Source organism: Mycobacterium sp. NPDC006124 (assembly GCF_040614235.1).
Taxonomy (GTDB): Bacteria; Actinomycetota; Actinomycetes; order Mycobacteriales; family Mycobacteriaceae; genus Mycobacterium.
In genome coordinates this window covers 351,387-373,043 of the sequence record NZ_JBEXUA010000005.1, presented here as the reverse complement: position 1 = coordinate 373,043, position 21,657 = coordinate 351,387, and the positions used below count along the sequence as shown (strand labels likewise).

The following is a 21,657-nucleotide window of genomic DNA, read 5'->3' as shown; positions in this document are numbered from 1 at the left end:
CGTGGGCCGATTCGACTCCGACGATCACGAGGACACCACCGACCGCGAGGTGTCCGCCGCCCTGACGGTCGGGGAGGGCGACGTCGACGCCAGCCTGCGACCCCGTTCGCTGAAGGAGTTCATCGGCCAGCCCCGGGTGCGTGAACAGCTGCAGCTGGTGCTCGAGGGGGCCAAGAACCGGGGTGGCACACCCGATCACATCCTGCTGTCGGGGCCGCCCGGCCTCGGCAAGACCTCGCTGGCCATGATCATCGCCGCCGAGCTCGGCACGTCGCTGCGGCTGACCTCCGGGCCCGCGCTGGAACGCGCCGGGGATCTGGCCGCCATGCTGTCGAACCTCGTCGAGCACGACGTGCTCTTCATCGACGAGATCCACCGCATCGCACGTCCCGCCGAGGAGATGCTCTACCTGGCGATGGAGGACTTCCGCGTCGACGTGGTCGTCGGCAAGGGCCCGGGCGCGACGTCGATTCCGCTCGAGGTCGCTCCGTTCACGCTTGTCGGGGCCACCACGCGATCGGGTGCGCTGACGGGTCCGCTTCGCGATCGCTTCGGGTTCACCGCCCACATGGACTTCTACGAGCCCGCCGAACTGGAGCGGGTGCTGACGCGGTCGGCGGGCATCCTCGGCATCCAGGTTGGCGCCGACGCCGCCGCCGAGATCGCCCGGCGCTCCCGCGGCACGCCACGAATCGCCAACCGGCTGCTGCGCCGGGTGCGCGACTACGCCGAGGTTCGCGCCGACGGGGTGATCACGCGCGACGTAGCGAAGGCCGCCCTGGCGGTATACGACGTGGACGAGCTGGGGCTGGACCGGCTCGACCGCGCCGTGCTGGGTGCTCTGACGCGCAGCTTCAGCGGTGGCCCAGTCGGCGTGTCGACCCTGGCGGTGGCCGTCGGCGAGGAGGCGACGACCGTCGAAGAGGTGTGCGAGCCGTTCCTGGTACGGGCGGGCATGATCGCTCGGACCCCGCGTGGCAGGGTGGCGACGAGTCAGGCTTGGATGCATCTGGGCATGACGCCGCCCAGCGGTGTCATGGGACTCGGGCAGCAAGCCCTCTACGACTGACGACGGAACGGACCCACGAACCACCATGATCACGGCTGGAGTCATCTGCGCGGGGCTGGCCGCCCTCCTGCACGTCTACATCTGGATTCTCGAGGCGTTCCGGTGGACCGCGCCGCGCACCCGGGCGGCCTTCGGCACGACGGCCGAGGAAGCCGAGACCACCAAGCTGATGGCGTTCAACCAGGGGTTCTACAACCTCTTCTTGGCCGTGGTCACCGCGGTGGGCGTGGGGTTCACGATCTCCGGTGGCACTCGTGTCGGGGCCGCGCTTCTCTTCGCCGGCGTCGGGTCGATGCTGGCGGCCGCGGTGGTGCTCCTCGCGTCGGCTCCAGCCAAGGCTCGCTCGGCGGTCATCCAGGGGGCGTTCCCGTTGTTGGCCGTCGCATTGCTCGCCGTCGGCTTCTCGACGTAGGCGTCGCGCGGGTGGCCGACCACGTGGACCCGATTGCCGCCTGAGCGCTTCGCCCGGTACATCGCGCGGTCGGCCGATTCGACCAGGCAGTCGACGTGGTTGACCAGGTCGCGGGACGGTACCCGGTGCAACGACGCGCTCGCCACGCCGATGCTTGCGGTGACCCGCATGGGTGCGTGCGCGATCTCGCGGCGGATCCGTTCGGCCAGTCCGACGGCATCCCCACGGTCCCCGGACATGGCGACGACGAACTCCTCGCCGCCGATCCGAGCGGCGATTGAGTCGCCCCGGCGGATATTGCGCAGGATGCCGCCGACCGCCACCAGCGTCTGGTCACCGGCCGCATGCCCGGCGGTGTCGTTGATGCGCTTGAAGTCGTCGAGGTCGACCATGACCACGGACATGTGGGCCGATCCGTCCCGGCTCGACTCGGCGGCCAGAATGCGCACCGACCGCCGGAAGGCGCGCCGATTCGGCAGGTCGGTCAGGGGGTCGACGTCGGAGTTGAGGGCGTCGACGCCGAGCGTGTGTACCAGCACCTGGACGCTGAACGGCACCGCCAGCACGCCGGCACCAAGGATCAGCAGACTGCTCGCAGCCAGGGGCGCGTCACCGGCGGCGACGATTTGCGCGGCGCACGCGAGCGCGGTGGCGACGGCGGCGGCGAGGGTCAGGGCCAGATAGCGGGCGGTGTGGAAGAACGCGACGTAACCGGCCAGCGCGGCGAACGCCGTCACACCCTGGATTCCGCTGCCCGGCTGGAAGGCGAGCAGGCACGTCGCCGCGACGGAGGCATTGGCGACGGCCACGAACACTGCGGACTGGTTGCGGCTGGGCCACCTCGCTGCCCACAGCATGGCCATCACCGCACAGCCGACCGCTACCGCGATGCACGCCACCCGGGCGGCCGTGGCCTGCGGGCCCGCCGGAGTGAACAGCATCAACACCGGCACCGCGCCCAGCGCCGCGACGATGACCGCCATCATGTATCGCGTGAACCTCTGGAGGTTGCGGACGGCCAGGTACGCAGACAGCCACTGGTAGTGATCGGGCTGCCGCCACCAGCGGCCCATGAACTCCACGTTGCCTGTTCGCCCTTGCCAGTCGTGTGCCTCAGCCGTCACACGCGTGATCTCAGCTCAAGTGACGAACTCCCCAGCCGGATCGTACAAGAACTGCCGACTGTTTGCCGGAGGTCGACGAGATCCCGCCATGAAGCGTCTCCCGGCGCCACGGGGGCGCTGCGGCGTGGCGGGTCCTCGAATCATCGCGGGTGACGAATCTGCCGTGGTGGGCAACGGTTGTCCGCGTTGCCGACTCGGCGGTGGCGACTGCTCGACGAGCCCCGACACGACGCGTCGAGCGGGCAAACCAGCCTCACTCCTCGCTCCTGGCAACCTTCGCTGGGGTCGCCAAGATGACCGCCGTCGGAGGGTTGATTTCGCCGTAGAGATGGGTACTCCGGGGCGAACGAGGAGGTCGACATGCCACAAGTCGTCGCACACGAAGACGTCCAGGGCGGCAGGATGCGTATTCCGCGAAGTCGCGGTGCGGCCAGTGGACTGCTGATCATCCTGTTCGGGCTGTGGGGCGCGCTGGTCCCGTTCGTCGGACCGCTGTTCGACTTCGCCTACGACCCCGGGGTCGGCTCGTCGTGGACGAACGCGCGGGGCTGGCTGGAGGTGCTGCCGGGGGCCGTCGCGGTCGTCGGTGGGGTTCTGCTGCTGACGTCGCGTAATCGGGCGACGGCGATGATCGGCGGCTGGCTCAGTGTCGTCGCCGGCGCGTGGTTCGTCATCGGACGGGTGATGGCCACGACGCTGACGATCGGTGAGATCGGACGCCCCGTCGCGCAGACCGACACCAAGGCGGCCTGGCTCGAGCTGACGTACTTCCACGGTCTGGGCGCCCTCATCGTGTTCCTGGGTGCGATGGGCGTGGGGCGACTGTCGGTGCGCAGCGTCCGCGACGTCGACTACGCCCAACGGCGCGCGACCGCCGACCGGGCCGAGCACCTCGACGACGGCGAGCAACCGACGACCGTCATGCACCGCCCCGGAACGCCGCCGATGACGCAAACCGGCACGCTCGGCCGTTAGTCAGCCGGTGTAGACCATGACGTGCTTGATGCGGGTGTAGTCCTCGAGGCCGTACATCGACAGGTCCTTGCCGTGGCCGGAGGACTTGAAGCCTCCGTGGGGCATCTCGGCGACCAACGGGATGTGGGTGTTGATCCACACGCACCCGAAGTCCAGCGCGTTGGACATCCGGATGGCCGTCGAGACGTCCCTGGTCCACACCGATGACGCCAGGGCGTACTCGACGCCGTTGGCCAACTCCAGCGCGTCGGCCTCGTCGGCGAACGACTGGACCGTGATGACGGGGCCGAACACCTCGGACTGAACCAGCCGGTCGTCCTGCCGCAGGCCGCCGATGACCGTCGGCGCGACGTAGAAACCGGCGTCGCCCTGACGGTGTCCACCCGCGGCGACGGTCGCGTGGTCGGGAACGTCGTCGAGGAAGCCGAGGACGCGATTCATCTGGTCGACGTTGTTGACCGGGGGAACCCACGCGTCCTCGTCGTCGGTCCTGCCGAACGTCGTCACCGCCTCGCCGGCCTGCTCGGCCAGGGCCGCGGTCAGGTCGTCGACGATCGACTCGTGCGCCAGCACCCGGGTGGCCGCCGTGCAGTCCTGCCCGGCGTTGAAGTAGCCGGCGGTGGCGATGCCCGCGGCGGCGGCCGCGACGTCGGCGTCGCCGAACACGACCACCGGCGCCTTGCCGCCGAGTTCGAGATGCGTGCGCTTGAGGTGCCCACCGGCACTGACGGCCACCGCGCGACCGGCCTCCACCGATCCGGTGATCGACACCATCGCCGGCGTGCGATGCCCCACGACCGAGGCGCCGGTGACCCGGTCGCCGGTGACGACGTTGAGCACGCCGGGCGGGAAGTGCTTGGCCGCCAACTGAGCGAGCATGACGGTGGTGACCGGGGTGGTGTCGCTGGGCTTGAGCACCACGGTGTTGCCGGCTGCGACGGCGGGGCAGAACTTCCAGATCGCCATCATCATCGGGTAGTTCCACGGCGCCACCTGCCCGACGACGCCGACGGGCTCGCGGCGGATCCAGGACGTGTGGTCGGCCAGATACTCCCCGGCCGACTTGCCTTCGAGAACCCGTGCGGCGCCGGCGAAGAAGCGAATCTGGTCGACCATCGGGGGGAGCTCCTCGACCCGCGTGACGTGATTGGGCTTGCCCGTGTTGCGGCCCTCCGCGGCCACCAGCTCCTCGGCGGCCCGCTCCACGTCGTCGGCGAAGTCGAGCAACGCCTTCTGCCGGGCCGAGGGCGTGGTGCGCTTCCAGTCGCCGAAGGCCGCGGCCGCCGCCGCGTAGGCGCGGTCGACGTCCTCCTGGTTCGACACCGGCGCCGTGCCGTAACGCTCCCCGGTGCTGGGGTCGACCAACGGCATGGTCGCGCCGCTCACCGAGTCGACCAGCTCACCGCCGACGAAGTTCTTGACGGTGGTGGTCACGCTCAGAGGTCCTTGAGGACGAGCGCGAGAACGTCCAGACCCTCCTCCAGGAGGTCGTCACCGATCGTCAGCGGCGGCAGGAAGCGCAGCACGTTGCCGTAGGTTCCGCACGACAGCACGATCACACCGGCCGCGTGCGCACCGGCGCACAGCGCCTTGGTCAGCTCCGCGTCGGGCTCGGTGGTGCCGGACTTGACCAATTCGACGGCGATCATGGCGCCACGGCCGCGTACGTCGCCGAGGCGGTCGTCGTCGGCCTGCATCCGGCCGAGGCGTTCCTTCATGAACGTCTCGATCTCGCGGGCGCGGGCCACCAGGCCCTCGGCCTCGATGGTCTCGATGGTCGCCAGGGCGGCGGCGCACGAGATCGGGTTGCCGCCGTAGGTGCCGCCCAGGCCGCCGACGTGGGGTGCGTCCATGATCTCGGCGCGGCCCGTCACGGCCGCCAGCGGCAACCCGTCGGCGATGCCCTTGGCGGTGACGATGAGGTCGGGCTCGATGCCGTCGTGCTCGCAGGCGAACATCGCGCCCGTGCGGGCGAAGCCGGACTGCACCTCGTCGGCGATGAAGACGACGTCGTTCTCGCGGCACCAGTCGAGCAGCGTGGGGAGGAAGCCGTCGGCGGGCACGATGAAGCCGCCCTCGCCCTGCACCGGTTCGATGATGACCGCCGCGAGGTTGGCGGCGCCGACCTGCTTGTCGATGACGTTGATCGCGCGCTTGGCGGCCAGTTCGCCATCGGTGGCGAGTTCCTTGCCGTACTCGGCGTCGCGGTAGGGGTAGGACATCGGCGCCCGGTAGACCTCCGGCGCGAACGGACCGAAACCGTGCTTGTAGGGCATCGACTTCGCCGTCAGCGCCATCGTCAGGTTGGTCCGGCCGTGGTAGGCGTGGTCGAAGGCGACGACGGCCTGCTTGCCGGTGTAGGTGCGGGCGATCTTGACGGCGTTCTCCACCGCCTCGGATCCGGTGTTGAACAGGGCCGAGCGGGCCTCGCCCGCGATGGGTGTCAACCGGTTGAGGTGCTCGCACACCGCGACGTACCCCTCGTAGGGCGTGACCATGAAGCAGGTGTGGGTGAATTGAGCGGCTTGGGCGGCGACGGCCTCGACGACGCGGGGTGAGGCGTTGCCGATCGTGGTGACGGCGATGCCGGATCCCAGGTCGATGAGGCGGTTGCCGTCGACGTCCTCGACGATGCCGCCGCCGGCCCGCGTGGCGTAGACGGGCATGGTGGTGCCGACGCCACGCGCGACGGCGCCGTTCTTGCGGTCGACCAGGGCCGACGACTTGGGGCCGGGAATGGCGGTGGCGAGGTGGCGACTCTGGTCGATGGTGCTCACGTCATGACTCCTGCGGAGGGGTTGGCTGGTCGTGGAGGTAGGGGAGGGAATGCGGGGTGGCGACCTTGGAATGTCTGGTCGAAGCCTAGCCGCCGGTCGACCGACACGAACGGAAACCTCGGCGCGAACCCGACCCCACGGGGGAGAACGTCTGTCACCGGACGGTTCTGCGCTGCTTTCGGTGGTATCCACGGCCTCCCGCGACGAAACCAGAGTTTAGTGGTCCTAACCTCCTGCTCGCGCCGAAGGGGCGGGTCGGTTGGAGGCCGCGGTGATGGCACACTGGTCGGTGACTGGGCCCCCGTGTGTTCGCGTCCGTTCCGGGGAGTCACGACCGAAATCGATACGAAAGTTTGAGTTGACATGGATCTCGCCATCTTCGTCCCGCTGCTCGTCGTCATGGGCGCCTTCATGTTCTTCGCGTCGCGCAAGCAGAAGAAGGCCATGCAGGCGACCATCAACCTGCACGACTCTCTGACCGCCGGCGACGAGGTCATGACCACGGCGGGGCTGTTCGGCACCATCACCGCGGTGTCCGATTCCAAGGTCGACCTCGAGATCGCCCCCGGCGTCGTGGTCACCATGCTCAAGCTCGCCGTCAAGGAGAAGACCTCGGTCGACGAGGACGACTACGACGAGGACGACACCGTCCAGGACGGCACCGAGGTAGTCGAGGGATCGGCGGCCCGCGAGCTCGACCGGCCCGGCACCGGTACCGAGGTCAGGTCCGACCCGGACCGTCTCACCTGACGACTGACGGCTGAGCACACAGCGCAACCACGTACTCTTTGCGGGTTGACGTACCGATCTGAGGAGAACCAAGAACGTGGCATCGCCTTCGGCGCCGGTGCATCCCTACCGCTATCTGACGCTTTTTCTGGTTCTGCTCATCGGTGCGTATCTGCTGGTGTTCCTGACCGGAGACAAGCAAGCGAAGCCCAAACTGGGCATCGATCTGCAGGGCGGCACCCGCGTAACCCTGACCGCCCGGACCCCGGACGGCACCCCTCCCACCCGTGAATCGCTGGCCCAGGCGCAGGAGATCATCAGCTCCCGCGTCGACGGTCTCGGCGTGTCCGGCTCCGAGGTGGTCGTCGACGGCGACAACCTGGTCATCACGGTGCCCGGCAACGACGGCAACGAGGCCCGCAACCTCGGACAAACCGCTCGCCTCTACATCCGGCCCGTGATCCACGCCATCCCCGCGTCGGGTCAGACCCCGCCGGGACAGCAGGCGCCCGCCGGTGCGCCGCAGGGCGCGCCCGGCGTCATTCCCGGCCTGCCCGGAGCGCCGGGAGCCCCTGGCGCACCGGGAATGCCGCCCCTGATCTCACCCGCGGAGCCGGGCGCACCGATCGTGCCGCCCAGCCAGGACGGCCAGGGCGCAACCGCGCCTCCCGCCGGCGCCCCCGCTCCCGCCGAGCCGCCGCCGGCCGAACCGGCCCCGCAGCCGCGGCCGTTCCCCGAGGAGCCGGCCCCCACGCCCGCTCCGTCGCCCGCCCCGGCCCCGGGTGCGCCCGCACCCGGTGGCCCCGCCAAGCCCGACCCCAAACCCAAGGGTGCGAATTTGGCGCAGCGGATCTCCGACGAGAAGGCCCTGCGGCAGAGCGCCGATCAGCAGATCCAGCTGTTGGCCCTGCAGTTCCAGGCGACGCGCTGCAACGACGAGGACGTGCTGGCTGGTAACGACGACCCGAACCTGCCCCTGGTGACCTGCTCGCAGGATCACAAGGAGGTCTACCTGCTCGACAAGTCGATCATCAGCGGCGAGCAGATCGAGAGCGCGTCCTCCGGTTTGGACCAGCAGCGCGGCGAGTACGTCGTCGACCTGCAGTTCAAGAGCCAGGGCGCCGACGTCTGGGCCAACTTCACCGCCGCGAACGTGGGGACGCAGACGGCGTTCACCCTCGACTCGCAGGTGGTCAGCGCGCCGCAGATCAACGAGGCGATCCCCGGTGGCCGCACCCAGATCACCGGTAACTTCACCCAGGACTCGGCCCGTGAGCTGGCCAACGTCCTGAAGTACGGCTCGCTGCCGCTGTCCTTCGAGTCCTCTGAGGCCGAAACCGTATCGGCGACACTGGGTTTGACCTCGCTGCGGGCCGGCCTGATCGCCGGCGCGATCGGCCTGGGGCTGGTGCTGCTGTACTCGCTGCTGTACTACCGCGTGCTCGGCGTGCTGACCGCGCTGTCGCTGGTGGCCTCGGGCTTGATGGTCTTCGCCATCCTGGTGCTGCTCGGCAGGTACATCGGGTACACGCTGGACCTGGCCGGCATTGCCGGTCTGATCATCGGCATCGGCACGACGGCCGACTCCTTCGTGGTGTTCTTCGAGCGCATCAAGGACGAGATCCGCGAGGGCCGTTCGTTCCGCTCGGCAGTGCCCCGCGGCTGGGCCCGTGCGCGCAAGACGATCCTGTCGGGCAACGCGGTCAGCTTCCTGGCCGCCGCGGTGCTATACGTCCTGGCGGTCGGACAGGTCAAGGGCTTCGCGTTCACCCTCGGCCTGACCACCATCCTCGACGTCGTCGTGGTGTTCCTGGTGACCTGGCCACTGGTGTTCCTCGCGTCCAAGTCTGCGATGTTGTCCAAGCCGGCATTCAACGGTCTCGGTGCGGTGCAGCAGATCGCTCGGGAGCGCCGGGCCGCCGCCACGTCAGCGGGAGGGAGGTAGCCACATGGCCAAGCACGAATCCAAGCAGGAACCCCAGGACGACGTGACGGACGAGGGCGCAGCGCTCGAACTCGACGACGCCTCTGCTGCCGAGGAACTGGGTACGGGGTCCTCCGGGGCACCGCGGCACAACTTCTTCGTCCGCCTCTATACGGGCACCGGTGCGTTCGACGTCGTCGGCAAGCGCAAGCTGTGGTTCGGCATCAGCGCTGCGATCGTCCTGATCTGCCTCGCCAGCATCCTCATCCGCGGCTTCACCTTCGGCATCGACTTCGAGGGCGGCACCAAGGTGGCCATGCCCGCGACGGGCGCACAGGGCCAGGTGACCACCCAGCAGGTCGAGGACGTGTTCAGCAAGACCCTGGGCGCGGCCCCGGAGTCGGTGGTGCAGGTCGGCAACGGCGCCTCGGCCACCATCCAAATCCGCACCGAGAAGCTGAGCAACCCGGACAACGAGAAGCTTCGTACCGCTCTGTTCGACGCGTTCCAGCCCAAGGCGGCCAACGGTCAGCCCAGCAAGGACGAGGTCAGCAGTTCCGACGTGTCGTCCACCTGGGGTGACCAGATCACCAAGAAGGCGCTTATCGCGCTGGTGGTCTTCCTCGTGCTCGTCTCCGCCTACATCGCCGTGCGCTACGAGCGGTACATGGCGGCGGCCGCGCTGGCGGCGCTGGTGTTCGACCTCTCCGTCACCGCCGGGGTGTACTCACTGGTCGGATTCGAGGTCACGCCCGCGACGGTCATCGGTCTGCTGACGATTCTTGGCTTCTCGCTCTATGACACGGTCATCGTGTTCGACAAGGTCGAGGAGAACGTGCACGGCTTCGAGCACACGACCCGACGGACCTTCGCCGAACAGGCCAACCTGGCGATCAACCAGACGTTCATGCGGTCGATCAACACCAGCTTGATCTCGGTGCTGCCGATCCTCGCGCTGATCGTCGTCGCGGTCTGGCTGCTCGGCGTCGGAACCCTGCAGGACCTGGCACTGGTGCAGTTGGTCGGCGTCGTGGTCGGCACCTATTCGTCGATCTTCTTCGCCACCCCGCTGCTGGTGGCGATGCGTGAGCGCACCGATCTGGTCAAGTCCCACACCCGCCGAGTGATGAACCGACGCAAGGGTCGTGGCTCGGGTGCGCTGGACTCGGCGAGCCCGGTGTCCGACGCCGAGCCGGAGAAGGTGTCCGTCGCGGCCACCCCTGCGCCCGAGAAGCCCGCCCCTGGTGTCAAGCCGAGCCGTCCCACCGGCAGGCCGTCGGGTAAGCGGAACACCAGGCGGTAAGCCTCGATGATGGTCCGACCCCGGCGGGTCTCGATCCTGGCGGCCGTGGTCTCGTTGGTCGGCTGCCTGGGCCTGTCCTCGTGCGCGAGCGGTCCGGCCGACGAGATCGACTACGCCGTCGACGGCACCCTGACCACCTACAACACCAATACGGTGGCAGGCGCGGCGTCGGCCGGTCCGCAGGCCTTCGCACGCGTGCTCACCGGATTCAACTACCACGGGCCAGAGGGCCAGGTCGTCGGCGACCGTGACTTCGGCACCATCTCGGTGGTGGGTCGGGCGCCGCTGGTCTTGGACTACGTCATCGACGACGATGCCGTCTACTCCGACGGCAAGCCCGTCACGTGTGACGACATGGTGCTGGCGTGGGCAGCCCAGTCCGGCCGGTTCCCCGGTTTCGACGCCGCCAGCCGAGCCGGGTACGGCGACATCGCCAGCGTCGACTGCGCGCCGGGGCAGAAGAAGGCCCGGGTGTCCTTCGCCCAGGACCGTGGGTTCGTCGACTTCGGCCAGTTGTTCGCCGCGACGGCGATGATGCCGTCGCACGTGATCGCCGACGAGCTGGGCGAGGGAGACGGCGCCGTCACCGCCGCCATCCAGTCCGGTGACGTGCCCCGGATCGAACGCATCGCCCAGTCGTGGAACACCGTCTGGAACCTGAGCCCCGGTGTGGACCTCAAGCGCTTCCCGTCGTCGGGGCCCTACAAGCTGAGCTCGGTCCGCGACGACGGTGCGGTCGTGCTGGTCGCCAACGACAAGTGGTGGGGCACGAAACCGGTGACGGGGACGATCACCGTGTGGCCGCGCGGCGCGGACGTCCAGGAGCGGGTGAACTCGGGGGAGTACGACGTCGTCGACGTGGCGGCGGGATCCTCGGGCGTGCTGAACCTGCCCGGCGACTACGTGCGGACCGACAGCCCGTCGGCCGGTATCGAGCAACTGATCTTCGCGCCGAGTGGTCCACTGCTCGATCCGGCGGCCCGTCGGGCGCTCGCGTCGTGCACCCCGCGCGACGCGATCGCCGCGAACGCACAGGTGCCGATCTCCAACAGCCGGTTGAATCCGACGACGGAGGACTCGATGACGGCCGCGGAGAACGTGGCCGAAGGCGGCCGGTTCAGCACCTCCAACCCCGTGGCGGCGCGCGAGGCGCTCGGCGGAAACCCGCTGACGGTGCGGATCGGCTACCAGAGTCCGAACACCCGACTGGCGGCAAACGTGGGTGCAATCGCCAAGGCATGTGCGCCGGCGGGCATCACGGTCACCGATGCGGCGTCGGACTCGATCGGTCCGGAGTCGTTGCGGCAGAACCAGATCGACGTGCTGTTGGCGAGCACCGGTGGTGCGGCGGGCAGTGGGTCGTCGGGTTCGTCGGCGATGGATGCCTATGACCTGTTCAGCGGCAACGGCAACAACCTGTCCGGTTACGCGAATGAGCAGGTCGACGGTGTCATCGGTGCGCTGGCCGTGACGGCCGACCCGAAGGAGTACGCACGGCTGCTGGGGGAGGGCGCGCCCGTACTGTGGGACGACATGCCCACCCTGCCGCTGTACCGTCAGCAGCGAACTCTGCTGACGTCGTCGAAGATGACCGCGGTGAACAGCAGTCCGACGCGATGGGGTGCGGGGTGGAACGTGGACCGTTGGGCGTTGAGCCGATGAGCGAGTCGACCGGCGGTGACGTCGGCGCGGTGATCCAGTCGCTGATGCGCGAGGTGCCCGACTTTCCCGAACCCGGCATTCAGTTCAAGGACCTCACCCCGGTGCTGGCCGACGCGCACGGGTTGGCGACGGTGACCGACGCGCTGGCCGCCGTGGCGGGTGACGTGGACCTGGTGGCGGGTATCGACGCACGGGGCTTCCTGTTGGGTGCCGCCGTGGCGATCCGCCTCGGCACCGGCGTGCTGGCGATCCGCAAGGGCGGCAAGCTGCCCCCTCCCGTGCACCGTGAGACCTACGACCTGGAATACGGCAGCGCCACCCTGGAGATTCCGGCCGACGGAATGCAACTGACCGGGCTGCGCGTTCTGCTGGTGGACGACGTGCTCGCCACCGGAGGCACGATGGCGGCGGCGGTGACCCTCTTGGAGGCGGGTGGCGCGACGGTGGCCGGTGGCGCGGTCGTGCTGGAGTTGCCCGCCCTCGGCGGGCGGGCGAAGCTGCCGGACACGGCGGTCACCAGTCTCTACGTGGTTTAGCGTTTATCCTCGACGAATAGCGTCACGGGTCAGGAGGTGAGCACGGTGGCCGACGATCATGCCCTGACTCAGACGCAGCCGATGCCCGTCATCACGCCCGATCAGGCTGCGCCGGAGAACTCGAAGTCCTCGAGCGCGTCGCGGCGGGTGAGGGCCCGGCTCGCGCGCCGGATGACCTCTCAGCGCAGCGCGGTGAACCCGGTCCTCGAACCGTTGGTCGCCGTCCACCGCGAGGTGTATCCGAAGGCCGATCTGGCGTTGCTGCAACGCGCCTACGAGGTGGCCGAACTCCGGCACGCCGACCAGCTGCGCCGTTCCGGTGACCCCTACATCACCCATCCGCTGGCGGTGGCCAACATCCTCGCCGAACTCGGCATGGACACCACGACGCTCGTCGCGGCGCTGCTGCACGACACCGTGGAGGACACCGGCTACACGCTGGAGGCGCTGACCGCCGACTTCGGCGTGGAGGTCGGACATCTGGTGGACGGCGTCACCAAGCTCGACAAGGTCGTCCTGGGCAACGCCGCCGAGGGCGAGACCATCCGCAAGATGATCATCGCGATGGCGCGTGACCCCCGGGTGCTGGTGATCAAGGTCGCCGACCGGTTGCACAACATGCGCACGATGCGCTTCCTGCCGCCGGAGAAGCAGGCGCGCAAGGCCCGCGAGACGCTGGAAGTCATTGCGCCCCTTGCTCATCGACTCGGTATGGCGACGGTCAAGTGGGAGCTCGAGGATCTGTCGTTCGCGATCCTGCACCCCAAGAAGTACGAGGAGATCGTGCGGCTGGTCGCCGACCGGGCGCCGTCGCGCGACACGTACCTGGCCAAGGTGCGCGCCGAGATCGCCAACACCGTCAACGCCTCGAAGATCAACGCGACCGTCGAGGGAAGGCCCAAGCACTACTGGTCGATCTATCAGAAGATGATCGTCAAGGGCCGTGACTTCGACGAGATCCACGACCTGGTCGGCGTCCGGATCCTGTGCGACGAGATCCGGGACTGCTACGCGGCGGTCGGCGCGGTGCACTCCCTGTGGCAGCCGATGGCGGGCCGGTTCAAGGACTACATCGCCCAGCCACGCTACGGCGTGTACCAGTCGTTGCACACCACCGTGGTCGGGCCGGAGGGCAAGCCGCTGGAGGTGCAGATCCGCACCCGCGACATGCACCGCACCGCCGAGTACGGCATCGCCGCTCACTGGCGATACAAGGAAGCCAAGGGCCGCAACGGAGTTCCGGCCAACAACGCCGCTGCCGAGATCGACGACATGGCCTGGATGCGGCAGCTGCTCGACTGGCAGCGGGAGGCCGCCGACCCGGGTGAGTTCCTCGAGTCGCTGCGCTACGACCTCGCGGTGCAGGAGATCTTCGTCTTCACCCCCAAGGGTGACGTGGTGACGCTGCCGACTGGGTCGACCCCGGTGGACTTCGCCTACGCGGTGCACACCGAGGTCGGGCACCGCTGCATCGGCGCACGGGTCAACGGGCGGCTGGTGGCCCTGGAGCGCAAGCTCGAGAACGGCGAAGTGGTCGAGGTGTTCACCTCCAAGGCGCTCAACGCCGGTCCGTCGCGGGACTGGCAGACCTTCGTGGTGTCGCCGCGGGCCAAGGCCAAGATTCGGCAGTGGTTCGCCAAGGAACGCCGAGAGGAGGCTCTCGAATCCGGCAAGGACGCCATTGCCAGGGAGGTGCGTCGCGGCGGACTTCCGTTGCAGCGCTTGATGAATGCCGAGTCGATGGCGGCTCTGGCCAGGGAGCTCCGCTACGTCGACGTGTCGTCGTTGTACACCGCGGTCGGCGAGGGACACGTCTCGGCGCGACACGTCGTGCAGCGGCTGGTCGCCCAGCTCGGTGGTGACGACGAGGCCGAGAACGAGATCGCCGAACGGTCGACGCCGGCCACCATGCCCGTACGGCAGCGCACCAGCGAGGACGTCGGGGTCGCGGTGCCCGGCGCGCCGGGCGTGCTGACCAAGCTCGCGAAGTGCTGCACCCCGGTGCCCGGTGACAACATCCTCGGCTTCGTGACCCGGGGCGGTGGCGTCAGCGTGCACCGCACCGATTGCACCAACGCCACCTCGCTGGAGGAGCAGTCCGAGCGCATCATCGACGTCAAATGGGCACCGTCGCCGTCCTCGGTGTTCCTGGTCGCCATCCAGGTGGAGGCACTCGACCGCCACCGGCTGCTGTCGGACGTGACGCGGGTGCTCGCCGACGAGAAGGTGAACATCCTGTCGGCCTCGGTGGCGACGTCCAACGACCGGGTGGCGATCAGCCGGTTCACCTTCGAGATGGGCGACCCCAAGCATCTGGGCCACGTGCTGAACGTGGTCCGCAACGTGGAGGGCGTCTACGACGTCTACCGCGTGACCTCAGCCGCTTAGCAAGCCCACCGTCACCGTGAGGCGCGGGTGGTGGTGAACGCCCCCACTCCCGCGGCGACCAGGCAGGCGACGGCCACCGCGTAGGCGAACCACGGGAAGACCGACCCGAGCGGCCAGCGCGTCGCGGCCCAGCCGGCAATGATGGTGGGCACCGCCATCGCGGTGTAGGCGATCAGGTAGAAGGCCGACATGGTCTCGCCGCGCCGGTCCGCCGGGACGACGTGCGACAGGTGCCGTAGCGAGCCGCCGAACCCCAGCCCGAAGGTCGCACCGAGTACCGCTGCGGCGATGAGCACCAAAGGCCAACTGTGCGTTGCCAACACGGGCACCGTGAGGATCAGAGCGAGAGCCATGCCGACATCGCCGACGATGGCCGAGATCCGTGCGGGCACGCGCGTCGAGAACAGCTGGGACATCGCGGCCGAGAACGCCGTCGTTCCCACGACGGCGCCTCCGAACACCAGGTTGTGGACGTGCGTCTGCTGGGCGGCCAGCGACGGGTAGAGCGAGAGCAGCACGCCGAGCACCGACCACGACGCGGTCACGCCGAGCGCGGCGAACCAGAAGTCGCCGCGGATCGCGGCAGGCACCGCGGGCTTGGCGATGCGGATCGGTCCGCGGGTGCGCGAGAGGTGCGGCTCTCGCAGGGCGAGCAGGCCGATGCCCAGGAGGACGCAGATGCCCGCGACGATCGCGTACGGCGTGCGCATCGGGTGTGGTGCGTACTGCGCCAGCAGCGCCGAGCCGATGATCGCGACGGTCATCCCGATGTTGAACGCAACACCGCTGAGTTGACCGGATCTGACGCCGTGGTGGGGACGCAGGTCGAGCAGCGCCGCAGCGCCCGCCACGACGATCGACCCGACGGCCGCGCCGTGGATGATGCGGGCGACCATCAGCATCGCCATGTCGTCGGCGATAAGGAACACGCCGAGTCCCACGATCATCAACACCAGCGCGGCGAGCAATACCGGCTTGCGGCCGACGACGTCGGAGATCTTGCCGGACACCAAGACTGCGCCGAGGGCGGCGACGGCATACACCGCGAAGACCAGGGTGGTGGCCAGCGGGGACATGTGCCACTGCTCTTCGTACATTCCGTAGAGCGGCGCGGGAAGGCCCGAGACGCCCAGTGCCACACCGCTGAGGACCAGCAGCAGCGTGTAGGCCCCACGTTGGGTTTCGCTGACGAGCCGGTTGGCTGCGATCGCTGTCACGACATCCTCTCGACGTGCGGTTCGACCGACGTCGAACCCGTTCGAGAGTACGCTCGGTTAGATGAACATCAAACCGGCCGTGACGCAGAACACGACCCCGACGCCGGACCCGACCGGTCCGGTGGCGGGCGTTCAGCAGCTCCTGGTTGCCCTCGCCGATCCGGTTCGGCTGGAAATGGTTCGGCGCCTTCGCAATACGGGTGTACCGATGAAGTGCGCCCAGCTCTACGACGGGATCAACAAGTCGACGGCCACGCATCACTTCAAGACCCTGCGGGAAGCCGGTATCACCGAGCGTCTGGTGATCGACGGGCAGACTCATCAGCGGTTGCGGGTCGACGAGGTCGACGCCGCCGTACCCGGGCTGCTGGACTCGATCGTCGAGAGCGCGAACCGGGAATCGACGGCGCGCGTCGGCGGTTAGGTCGGTCGCCGCGGTGCGGTCAGCCCGAGACGTCCTGCTAGGTCGAAGATTCGGCTGACACGGCTACGGATAGGTACCGAGGTCGTCGCCGATGTAGATGAAGGCCTTGCCGTTCACCCCGGACGGCGGGACGATGCGGCACCAATTGGTCGCGGCGTCGCAGAGTTCCGGCGCCACGAGTTGAACTTTGCCCCTCGACACGAACCGGTTGCGGCCGGTGGAATCCGTGTACGGCCGACCCGCACCGTTCGGCGCGTCGTAGACGTCCGTGGGCTGAAGCACGGTGGCGGTCTTCGCGCCGCCGCCGGATCCGTCCTTCGTGCAGGTGACCGCACCCTCGGGGGACGACCAACCGATGCCGTCGGTGCCCTGGACTGCGCCTCTGTCGGTGATGACGCCGTAGTAGCGTTCCGCTCGGCCCGGAGCGCCGAAGGTGAACTCCACGATGGCGCCCAGGGCGGGTATCGCTCCACCGGCAGTTCCTCTGCTCAGTACGTCGGTGTCCCCCAGGGGGGTCTGCTGGGTGACGTAGAGGGTGGCTTTCGGGCCGACCGCCTTGCCGCCGGGTTGCGCTTGGACGATCAGCATCGTGCCGTCCTTGCGATTGACGGTGAGGATGTCGCGAACGAACGTGCAGTTGGGATCTGCGGCCTGCGCCGGGATCGCCGAAGTGAGTGCGCCGATGACGCCGACGGCCGACGCGGCCGCCAGTAATTTGGCCCGTGCCGATGTGGTGAATTGCATGGTTCGACTCCTGGAGAGTTGGAGATGGGCGTGAACTGGCTAGCCCGCGAAGTCGGGGCAGAGATTGGTCGACGAGGCGCTGACGAACAGCGTTCCCTGGTTGAACCGATAGGTCGATTCGACGTCGTCCATCGCGTCGAGCACCGAGACTCCGTTGCGTAGATCCGTGCACGTCGCATAGCCGGCCGCGACGACCTCGTCGGCGCTCCTCCCCGGGAGCCACACGTCGTTGACGGTGAGTTCGTCGAGGAAGCTCGCCGGATCCGCGGCAGCAGTCGGTGCACTAAGCAGGCCGATGCCGAGGACGAGCTCGATGGGCGCCATGATGCGCAGGATCGATGTCATCGTGGCTTCCCCCGTTCTGTGGTCGGGACCGTGCGGGACCGCCGGTGGCACCGACGTTATGGGGGCCGAACCCGCAACTACATCGGGTGTTTCCCCATCGTCGGGCGAGCCCTGTAGGGGGGTGCGGTGCGTTCGCGACTTCCGCGGCCGAGCAGCGCCACCCCCGACGATCGAGGCTCATCGCCGCAGTCAGTTGGTTACGATTCCTCACAGCGTGTTCCAAGGAGGATGCATGGGTGGTCCGCCGTCCGTCGTCGGCCGCGAGGCGGAGGCGCAGACCATCGCCAACTTCCTCACCGGGGCGGATGAGGCCTCTGCGTTGGCGTTGGAGGGCGAACCGGGGATCGGCAAGACCACGCTGTGGGTGGCCGGCCGGAATCTCGCCAGAGACCTCGGATTTCACGTGCTGTCGACCCGCGCGGCCGCGGCGGAGTCGGTGCTGGCCTACACCGCGCTGGCCGATCTCCTGCGACCGCTCGACGGGGGGATCTTGGCGGCTCTGCCCCGCCCCCAGCGTCTCGCCGTCAACCAGGTCTTGGTGACCGCCGACGCCGACACCGGAGCCACCGACCAGCGCGCCGTCGCCGCTGGGGTGTTGTCGGTGATCGGTGATCTGGCGGAGTCCGCGCCGGTGTTGCTGGCCATCGACGACCTGCAGTGGCTGGATGCCTCCAGCGCCCTGGTCCTTGGCTACGCCATCCGACGGCTGCCCAGACGGGCCAGCGTCCTGGCCACGGTCCGCGCCGATCAGGGCGATGACAGCGCGGTGTCGTGGTTGCAGTCCCACCGCCCCGAGGCGATCACCCGGATTCGCCTGGGCCCCTTGAGCCTGGGTGAGGTGAACGCGGTCGTGCGTCAACACACCTGGCGGTCGTTGCCCCGGCCGATGCTGGCGCGCATCCACGAGCTGTCGGGCGGAAATCCCTTCTACGCCCTCGAACTCGCCCGCGTCGTCGACGCCACGCACGCCAATGCCGCCACGACGATGCCAGACACCCTGGCCAACGTGGTGCGGGCGCGGATCGGCCACCTCGATGGCGCAGCCGGTGACGCTCTGCTCGCCGCGGCGTGCCTGGCCGCGCCCACCGTCGACCAGATCGCGGCTGCCATCGAGGTCGACGTCGAGCGAGTGATGGAGTTACTCGAGGAAGTCGAATCCAACGGCATCGTCGTAATCGACTCTGGCCGAGTGCGTTTCGCCCACCCTCTGCTGGCTCACGGGTTCTACGCAGACGTGGGGCCCGCTCGGCGTCGGCGAATGCATCGGCGCCTTGCCGCCGTCGTCGAGCCACCAGAACTCCGCGCCCGTCACCTCGCCCTGTCCTCGACCAGCCGCGACGAACGCATCCTGCACGCACTCGACGCGGCTGCCGAAACGACGCGCCTTCGCGGTGCGCCCGCCGCTGCCGCCGAACTCGTCGAGATGGCGATCGGACTCGGCGGCGACACGCCGGAGCGCCGGATCAGTCTGGCCAGGCATCACTTCGACGCGGGAAACCCTGGACAGGCCCGCGACCTTCTCGAGGAGATCGTCGACCAGCTGCCACCGGGCGTTCGACGCGCTCAGGCGGCGAGTCTGCTCGGTGTCGTACTCGTGTTCGGAGACAGCCTCCCCGGGGCCGTCGCCGTTCTGCGGGCTGCACTCGACGACGTCGGAGACGAACTCCCACTCCGAGTCGACGTGTTGACCGCCCTGTCCTTCGCGCTGTTGAACCTCGGGGAACTGACCGCAGCCGTGGACACCGCCGACGACGCCACCACCCACGCCGAGCACCTTGGCCAGTCGCATCGCGTGAGCCAAGCGCTCGGCATGCGAGTCATGGTGGGCTTCCTCGCAGGGCACGGGCTCGACGAGGTCGGCCTGTGCCGCGCGCTCGCCTTGGAGGACCGCCACGCCGCCACGCCGGTCGCATTTCGTCCGCGGATGCAGAATGCGATGCTGCTCGCGTGGACCGGTCAGCTCGAACGGTCGAGTGAGCAATTCCGGGCGATCGAGCGAGACTGCGTCGACCGCGGTGACGACGGCGAGTGGATGTTCGTGGCGTTCAACTACCTCATCACGCATGTGTGGCGGGGGAGGTTCGTCGAGGCCGCCCGTCTGGCCGAGGACGCCATGGGAAGGGCGTTGCTGATGGGCGGCGACGTGATGCTCTCGGCCGCGCTCACGATGAGGGCCACCGTTGCCGTCTACGCGGGCCGAGTCGACGAGGCGCGCGCCGCCGCGGACGAGGCGCTGGCGGCCAGCCACCGCGCAGGCTCTTCCATTCTGGCGGCCTGGCCGATCGCGATCGGAGGATTTCTGGAGTTGTCGGTGGGTGACCACAAGGCGACCCTCTCGCGCGTAGAACCGTTGCTGCACAGGCTGAACGACGCCACTCGGGCCACGGAGATCTTCCTGGGCTCGTTCGTCCCCGATGCCGCCGAGGCGATGATCGCACTGGGCCGGTTCGACGAATGCGAACGATTGGTCGGCGTGCTCGAGGAGAACGGTCGTCGACTCGACCGCGCCTGGATGTTGGCCGTGGGCGGCCGGTGTCGCGCGATGTTGCTTGCCGCCCGCGGCGACGTCACCGCCGCAGGCCACGCCGCGCACCGCGCGATGACGGAGCACGACCGGGTTCCCATGCCGTTCGAACGCGCCCGAACCCAACTCCTCGTGGGCCAGTTGTTGCGCCGCCAACGGCGCAACGTCGACAGTGCTCACATCCTGCGGGAAGCGCTCGCCACCTTCGAGAGTCTTGGCACCGCGCTGTGGGCGAATCGCGCCCGCGCCGAACTTGGACGCGTCAACGTCGGACCGCACGCCGCCACCACACTGACCAACTCCGAGCGACGGGTCGCCGAACTGACCGCGTCCGGCATGACGAACCGCGAGGTCGCGACGACGCTGTTCATCAGCCCCAAGACGGTGGAGACCAACCTGGCCAACGTCTACCGGAAACTCGGCATCCACTCACGTGCTGAACTTGGCCAGCGCATGGTCAATGACGAGGACTAGTCCAGCCTGATCGACGCGATGGTCACCGGGGACGCGGGTGTGCCGTCCTCGCCGCCGTCCTTAACCCCACCGGCCGCGATCCGGTCGACGACGGTCAGGCCCGTCTCGTCGACCGAGCCGAACACCGTGTACGTCGGCGGCAGGTCCGAGTCCCGGTAGACGACGAAGAACTGGCTTCCGTTGGTGCCCGGCCCCGAGTTGGCCATCGCGAGTGTGCCGCGCGGGTAGACAACGGGCGACTGCAGGCCGGGATCGGCCAGGCGGTACTGGTTGGTCGGGTACTCGTTGGGAAAGCGGTAGCCGGGTCCGCCGTTGCCGTCGCCGGACGGGTCGCCGCACTGCAGCAGCCCGGAGTCACTCGACGTCGTCAGTCGGTGACACGAAGTGCCGTCGTAGAACCCCTGCTGGGCCAGGCTGACGAAGCTGTTGACGGTGCAGGGAGACTTTCCGTTGTCCAGTTCCAGCCCTATCGCGCCGGCGTTGGTGGTGATCGTGGCTGGCACGGTGTCCGGGGTGGTCGGGATGCGGCCGGTCCGCGGTGGCTGCACCGGCTTGCTCGCGGGTGTCGTCGTCGCCGGGTATTGGCAATTGGACCCGAGCGTCGCCGACGGCTTGAACGGCGGGAGGGGTTGGCCGGTCGCCGGGGCGGCCGTGGCACCCGGTGCCCCCGAACGGCGATTGGCGTCCATCTCCTCGGCGTAGCGAACCAGGACGCCGGCCAGCATGACCGTTGCCACGACGGCCACCACCGTCAGCATCGCGACCACGTAGCTGACGACTAGGCCGGCGACGGCCAGACCGTGACCGCCCTCGCGGGTCTTCTTGATCTGCGACAGCGACATGTGACCGAACACGATGCCCAGCGGGAAGAACACGAACGCGCATATCAGCGACGCGATCGCCAGACCGTTGGTCCGCGGGGGCTGGGGCGGCGGGTAGCCCCCGGCACCGGGCGGCGGGTACCACCCTTCGGGTGGCGGAGGTGGGTACGCGCCGTACGGCGGGGGCGGGGGGGTGGTCACGACGGGCG

The 21,657-nt window shown here is 68.7% G+C and carries 17 protein-coding genes and 1 pseudogene; 11 read left to right on the top strand and 7 right to left on the bottom strand.

Features of this window, described 5'->3' with window-relative positions:
* Position 1: 1 nt before the first annotated feature.
* Together ruvB and ABZ195_RS13770 are read left to right on the top strand one after the other, a co-directional pair.
* Positions 2 to 1,069, top strand: a complete 1,068-nt coding sequence (gene ruvB / locus ABZ195_RS13775) for a Holliday junction branch migration DNA helicase RuvB (RefSeq protein WP_355218480.1) — start codon at positions 2 to 4, stop codon at positions 1,067 to 1,069.
* 25 nt (positions 1,070 to 1,094) lie between these two features.
* Positions 1,095 to 1,481: a DUF1304 domain-containing protein gene (locus tag ABZ195_RS13770; protein ID WP_355218478.1), complete on the top strand. Its 387-nt coding sequence runs from the start codon at positions 1,095 to 1,097 to the stop codon at positions 1,479 to 1,481.
* 32 nt (positions 1,482 to 1,513) lie between these two features.
* On the opposite strand, the pseudogene ABZ195_RS13765 reads toward ABZ195_RS13770, so the two are convergent.
* Positions 1,514 to 2,338, bottom strand: a pseudogene (locus ABZ195_RS13765) (GGDEF domain-containing protein); the annotation flags it as partial.
* A gap of 627 nt (positions 2,339 to 2,965) precedes the next feature.
* Between ABZ195_RS13765 and ABZ195_RS13760 the strand changes: the two are divergent.
* Complete coding sequence (locus ABZ195_RS13760; RefSeq protein ID WP_355218476.1) at positions 2,966 to 3,580, top strand: hypothetical protein; 615 nt, start codon at positions 2,966 to 2,968, stop codon at positions 3,578 to 3,580.
* Here ABZ195_RS13760 and ABZ195_RS13755 read toward each other — a convergent pair whose 3' ends face one another.
* Both ABZ195_RS13755 and gabT read right to left on the bottom strand, forming a co-directional pair.
* The gene (locus ABZ195_RS13755) at positions 3,581 to 5,014 is read right to left on the bottom strand and encodes an aminobutyraldehyde dehydrogenase (RefSeq protein WP_355218474.1); all 1,434 of its coding nucleotides are present in this window, start codon (positions 5,012 to 5,014) and stop codon (positions 3,581 to 3,583) included.
* Between the two features lie 2 nt (positions 5,015 to 5,016).
* A complete protein-coding gene (gabT, locus tag ABZ195_RS13750; protein WP_355218472.1) occupies positions 5,017 to 6,357 on the bottom strand; it encodes a 4-aminobutyrate--2-oxoglutarate transaminase in 1,341 nt (446 codons plus the stop codon).
* 363 nt (positions 6,358 to 6,720) lie between these two features.
* On the opposite strand from gabT, the gene yajC reads away from it, so the two are divergent.
* The 6 genes from yajC (at position 6,721) to ABZ195_RS13720 (ending at position 14,899) form a co-directional block, all read left to right on the top strand.
* Positions 6,721 to 7,107, top strand: coding sequence for a preprotein translocase subunit YajC (gene yajC / locus ABZ195_RS13745; protein WP_355218470.1), 387 nt, complete (start codon positions 6,721 to 6,723; stop codon positions 7,105 to 7,107).
* A gap of 76 nt (positions 7,108 to 7,183) precedes the next feature.
* Positions 7,184 to 9,031 (top strand): protein translocase subunit SecD, encoded by a 1,848-nt coding sequence (secD, locus tag ABZ195_RS13740; RefSeq protein WP_355218468.1) that lies wholly within the window; start codon positions 7,184 to 7,186, stop codon positions 9,029 to 9,031.
* A gap of 4 nt (positions 9,032 to 9,035) precedes the next feature.
* Positions 9,036 to 10,313 carry a protein translocase subunit SecF gene (gene secF, locus ABZ195_RS13735; protein ID WP_355218466.1) on the top strand — a complete coding sequence of 426 codons (1,278 nt, stop codon included), beginning with the start codon at positions 9,036 to 9,038 and terminating at the stop codon, positions 10,311 to 10,313.
* Positions 10,314 to 10,322: 9 nt separating this feature from the next.
* Complete coding sequence (locus ABZ195_RS13730; protein WP_355218566.1) at positions 10,323 to 11,975, top strand: ABC transporter substrate-binding protein; 1,653 nt, start codon at positions 10,323 to 10,325, stop codon at positions 11,973 to 11,975.
* Positions 11,972 to 12,511 carry an adenine phosphoribosyltransferase gene (locus ABZ195_RS13725; protein ID WP_355218464.1) on the top strand — a complete coding sequence of 180 codons (540 nt, stop codon included), beginning with the start codon at positions 11,972 to 11,974 and terminating at the stop codon, positions 12,509 to 12,511. Before ABZ195_RS13730 ends, ABZ195_RS13725 begins: the two co-directional genes overlap by 4 nt.
* A gap of 81 nt (positions 12,512 to 12,592) precedes the next feature.
* Positions 12,593 to 14,899: a RelA/SpoT family protein gene (locus tag ABZ195_RS13720; protein ID WP_355218564.1), complete on the top strand. Its 2,307-nt coding sequence runs from the start codon at positions 12,593 to 12,595 to the stop codon at positions 14,897 to 14,899.
* Between the two features lie 11 nt (positions 14,900 to 14,910).
* On the opposite strand, the gene ABZ195_RS13715 is transcribed toward ABZ195_RS13720, so the two are convergent.
* The gene (locus tag ABZ195_RS13715) at positions 14,911 to 16,107 is read right to left on the bottom strand and encodes an MFS transporter (RefSeq protein ID WP_355218562.1); all 1,197 of its coding nucleotides are present in this window, start codon (positions 16,105 to 16,107) and stop codon (positions 14,911 to 14,913) included.
* A 70-nt stretch (positions 16,108 to 16,177) separates the two neighbouring features.
* Here ABZ195_RS13715 and ABZ195_RS13710 point away from each other — a divergent pair, with 70 nt between their 5' ends.
* Positions 16,178 to 16,540, top strand: a complete 363-nt coding sequence (locus ABZ195_RS13710) for a helix-turn-helix domain-containing protein (protein ID WP_355218462.1) — start codon at positions 16,178 to 16,180, stop codon at positions 16,538 to 16,540.
* Positions 16,541 to 16,603: 63 nt separating this feature from the next.
* Here the strand turns inward: ABZ195_RS13710 and ABZ195_RS13705 are convergent, their stop codons facing one another.
* Positions 16,604 to 17,284 carry a hypothetical protein gene (locus ABZ195_RS13705; protein ID WP_355218460.1) on the bottom strand — a complete coding sequence of 227 codons (681 nt, stop codon included), beginning with the start codon at positions 17,282 to 17,284 and terminating at the stop codon, positions 16,604 to 16,606.
* A gap of 39 nt (positions 17,285 to 17,323) precedes the next feature.
* Complete coding sequence (locus ABZ195_RS13700) at positions 17,324 to 17,629, bottom strand: DUF732 domain-containing protein (RefSeq protein WP_355218458.1); 306 nt, start codon at positions 17,627 to 17,629, stop codon at positions 17,324 to 17,326.
* Between the two features lie 232 nt (positions 17,630 to 17,861).
* On the opposite strand from ABZ195_RS13700, the gene ABZ195_RS13695 reads away from it, so the two are divergent.
* On the top strand, positions 17,862 to 20,627 hold the full coding sequence (locus tag ABZ195_RS13695; RefSeq protein WP_355218456.1) for a LuxR C-terminal-related transcriptional regulator: 2,766 nt from the start codon (positions 17,862 to 17,864) through the stop codon (positions 20,625 to 20,627).
* On the opposite strand, the gene ABZ195_RS13690 is transcribed toward ABZ195_RS13695, so the two are convergent.
* Positions 20,624 to 21,649, bottom strand: coding sequence for a peptidylprolyl isomerase (locus tag ABZ195_RS13690; protein WP_355218454.1), 1,026 nt, complete (start codon positions 21,647 to 21,649; stop codon positions 20,624 to 20,626). The genes ABZ195_RS13695 and ABZ195_RS13690 overlap by 4 nt on opposite strands.
* Between the last annotated feature and the right edge of the window lie 8 nt (positions 21,650 to 21,657).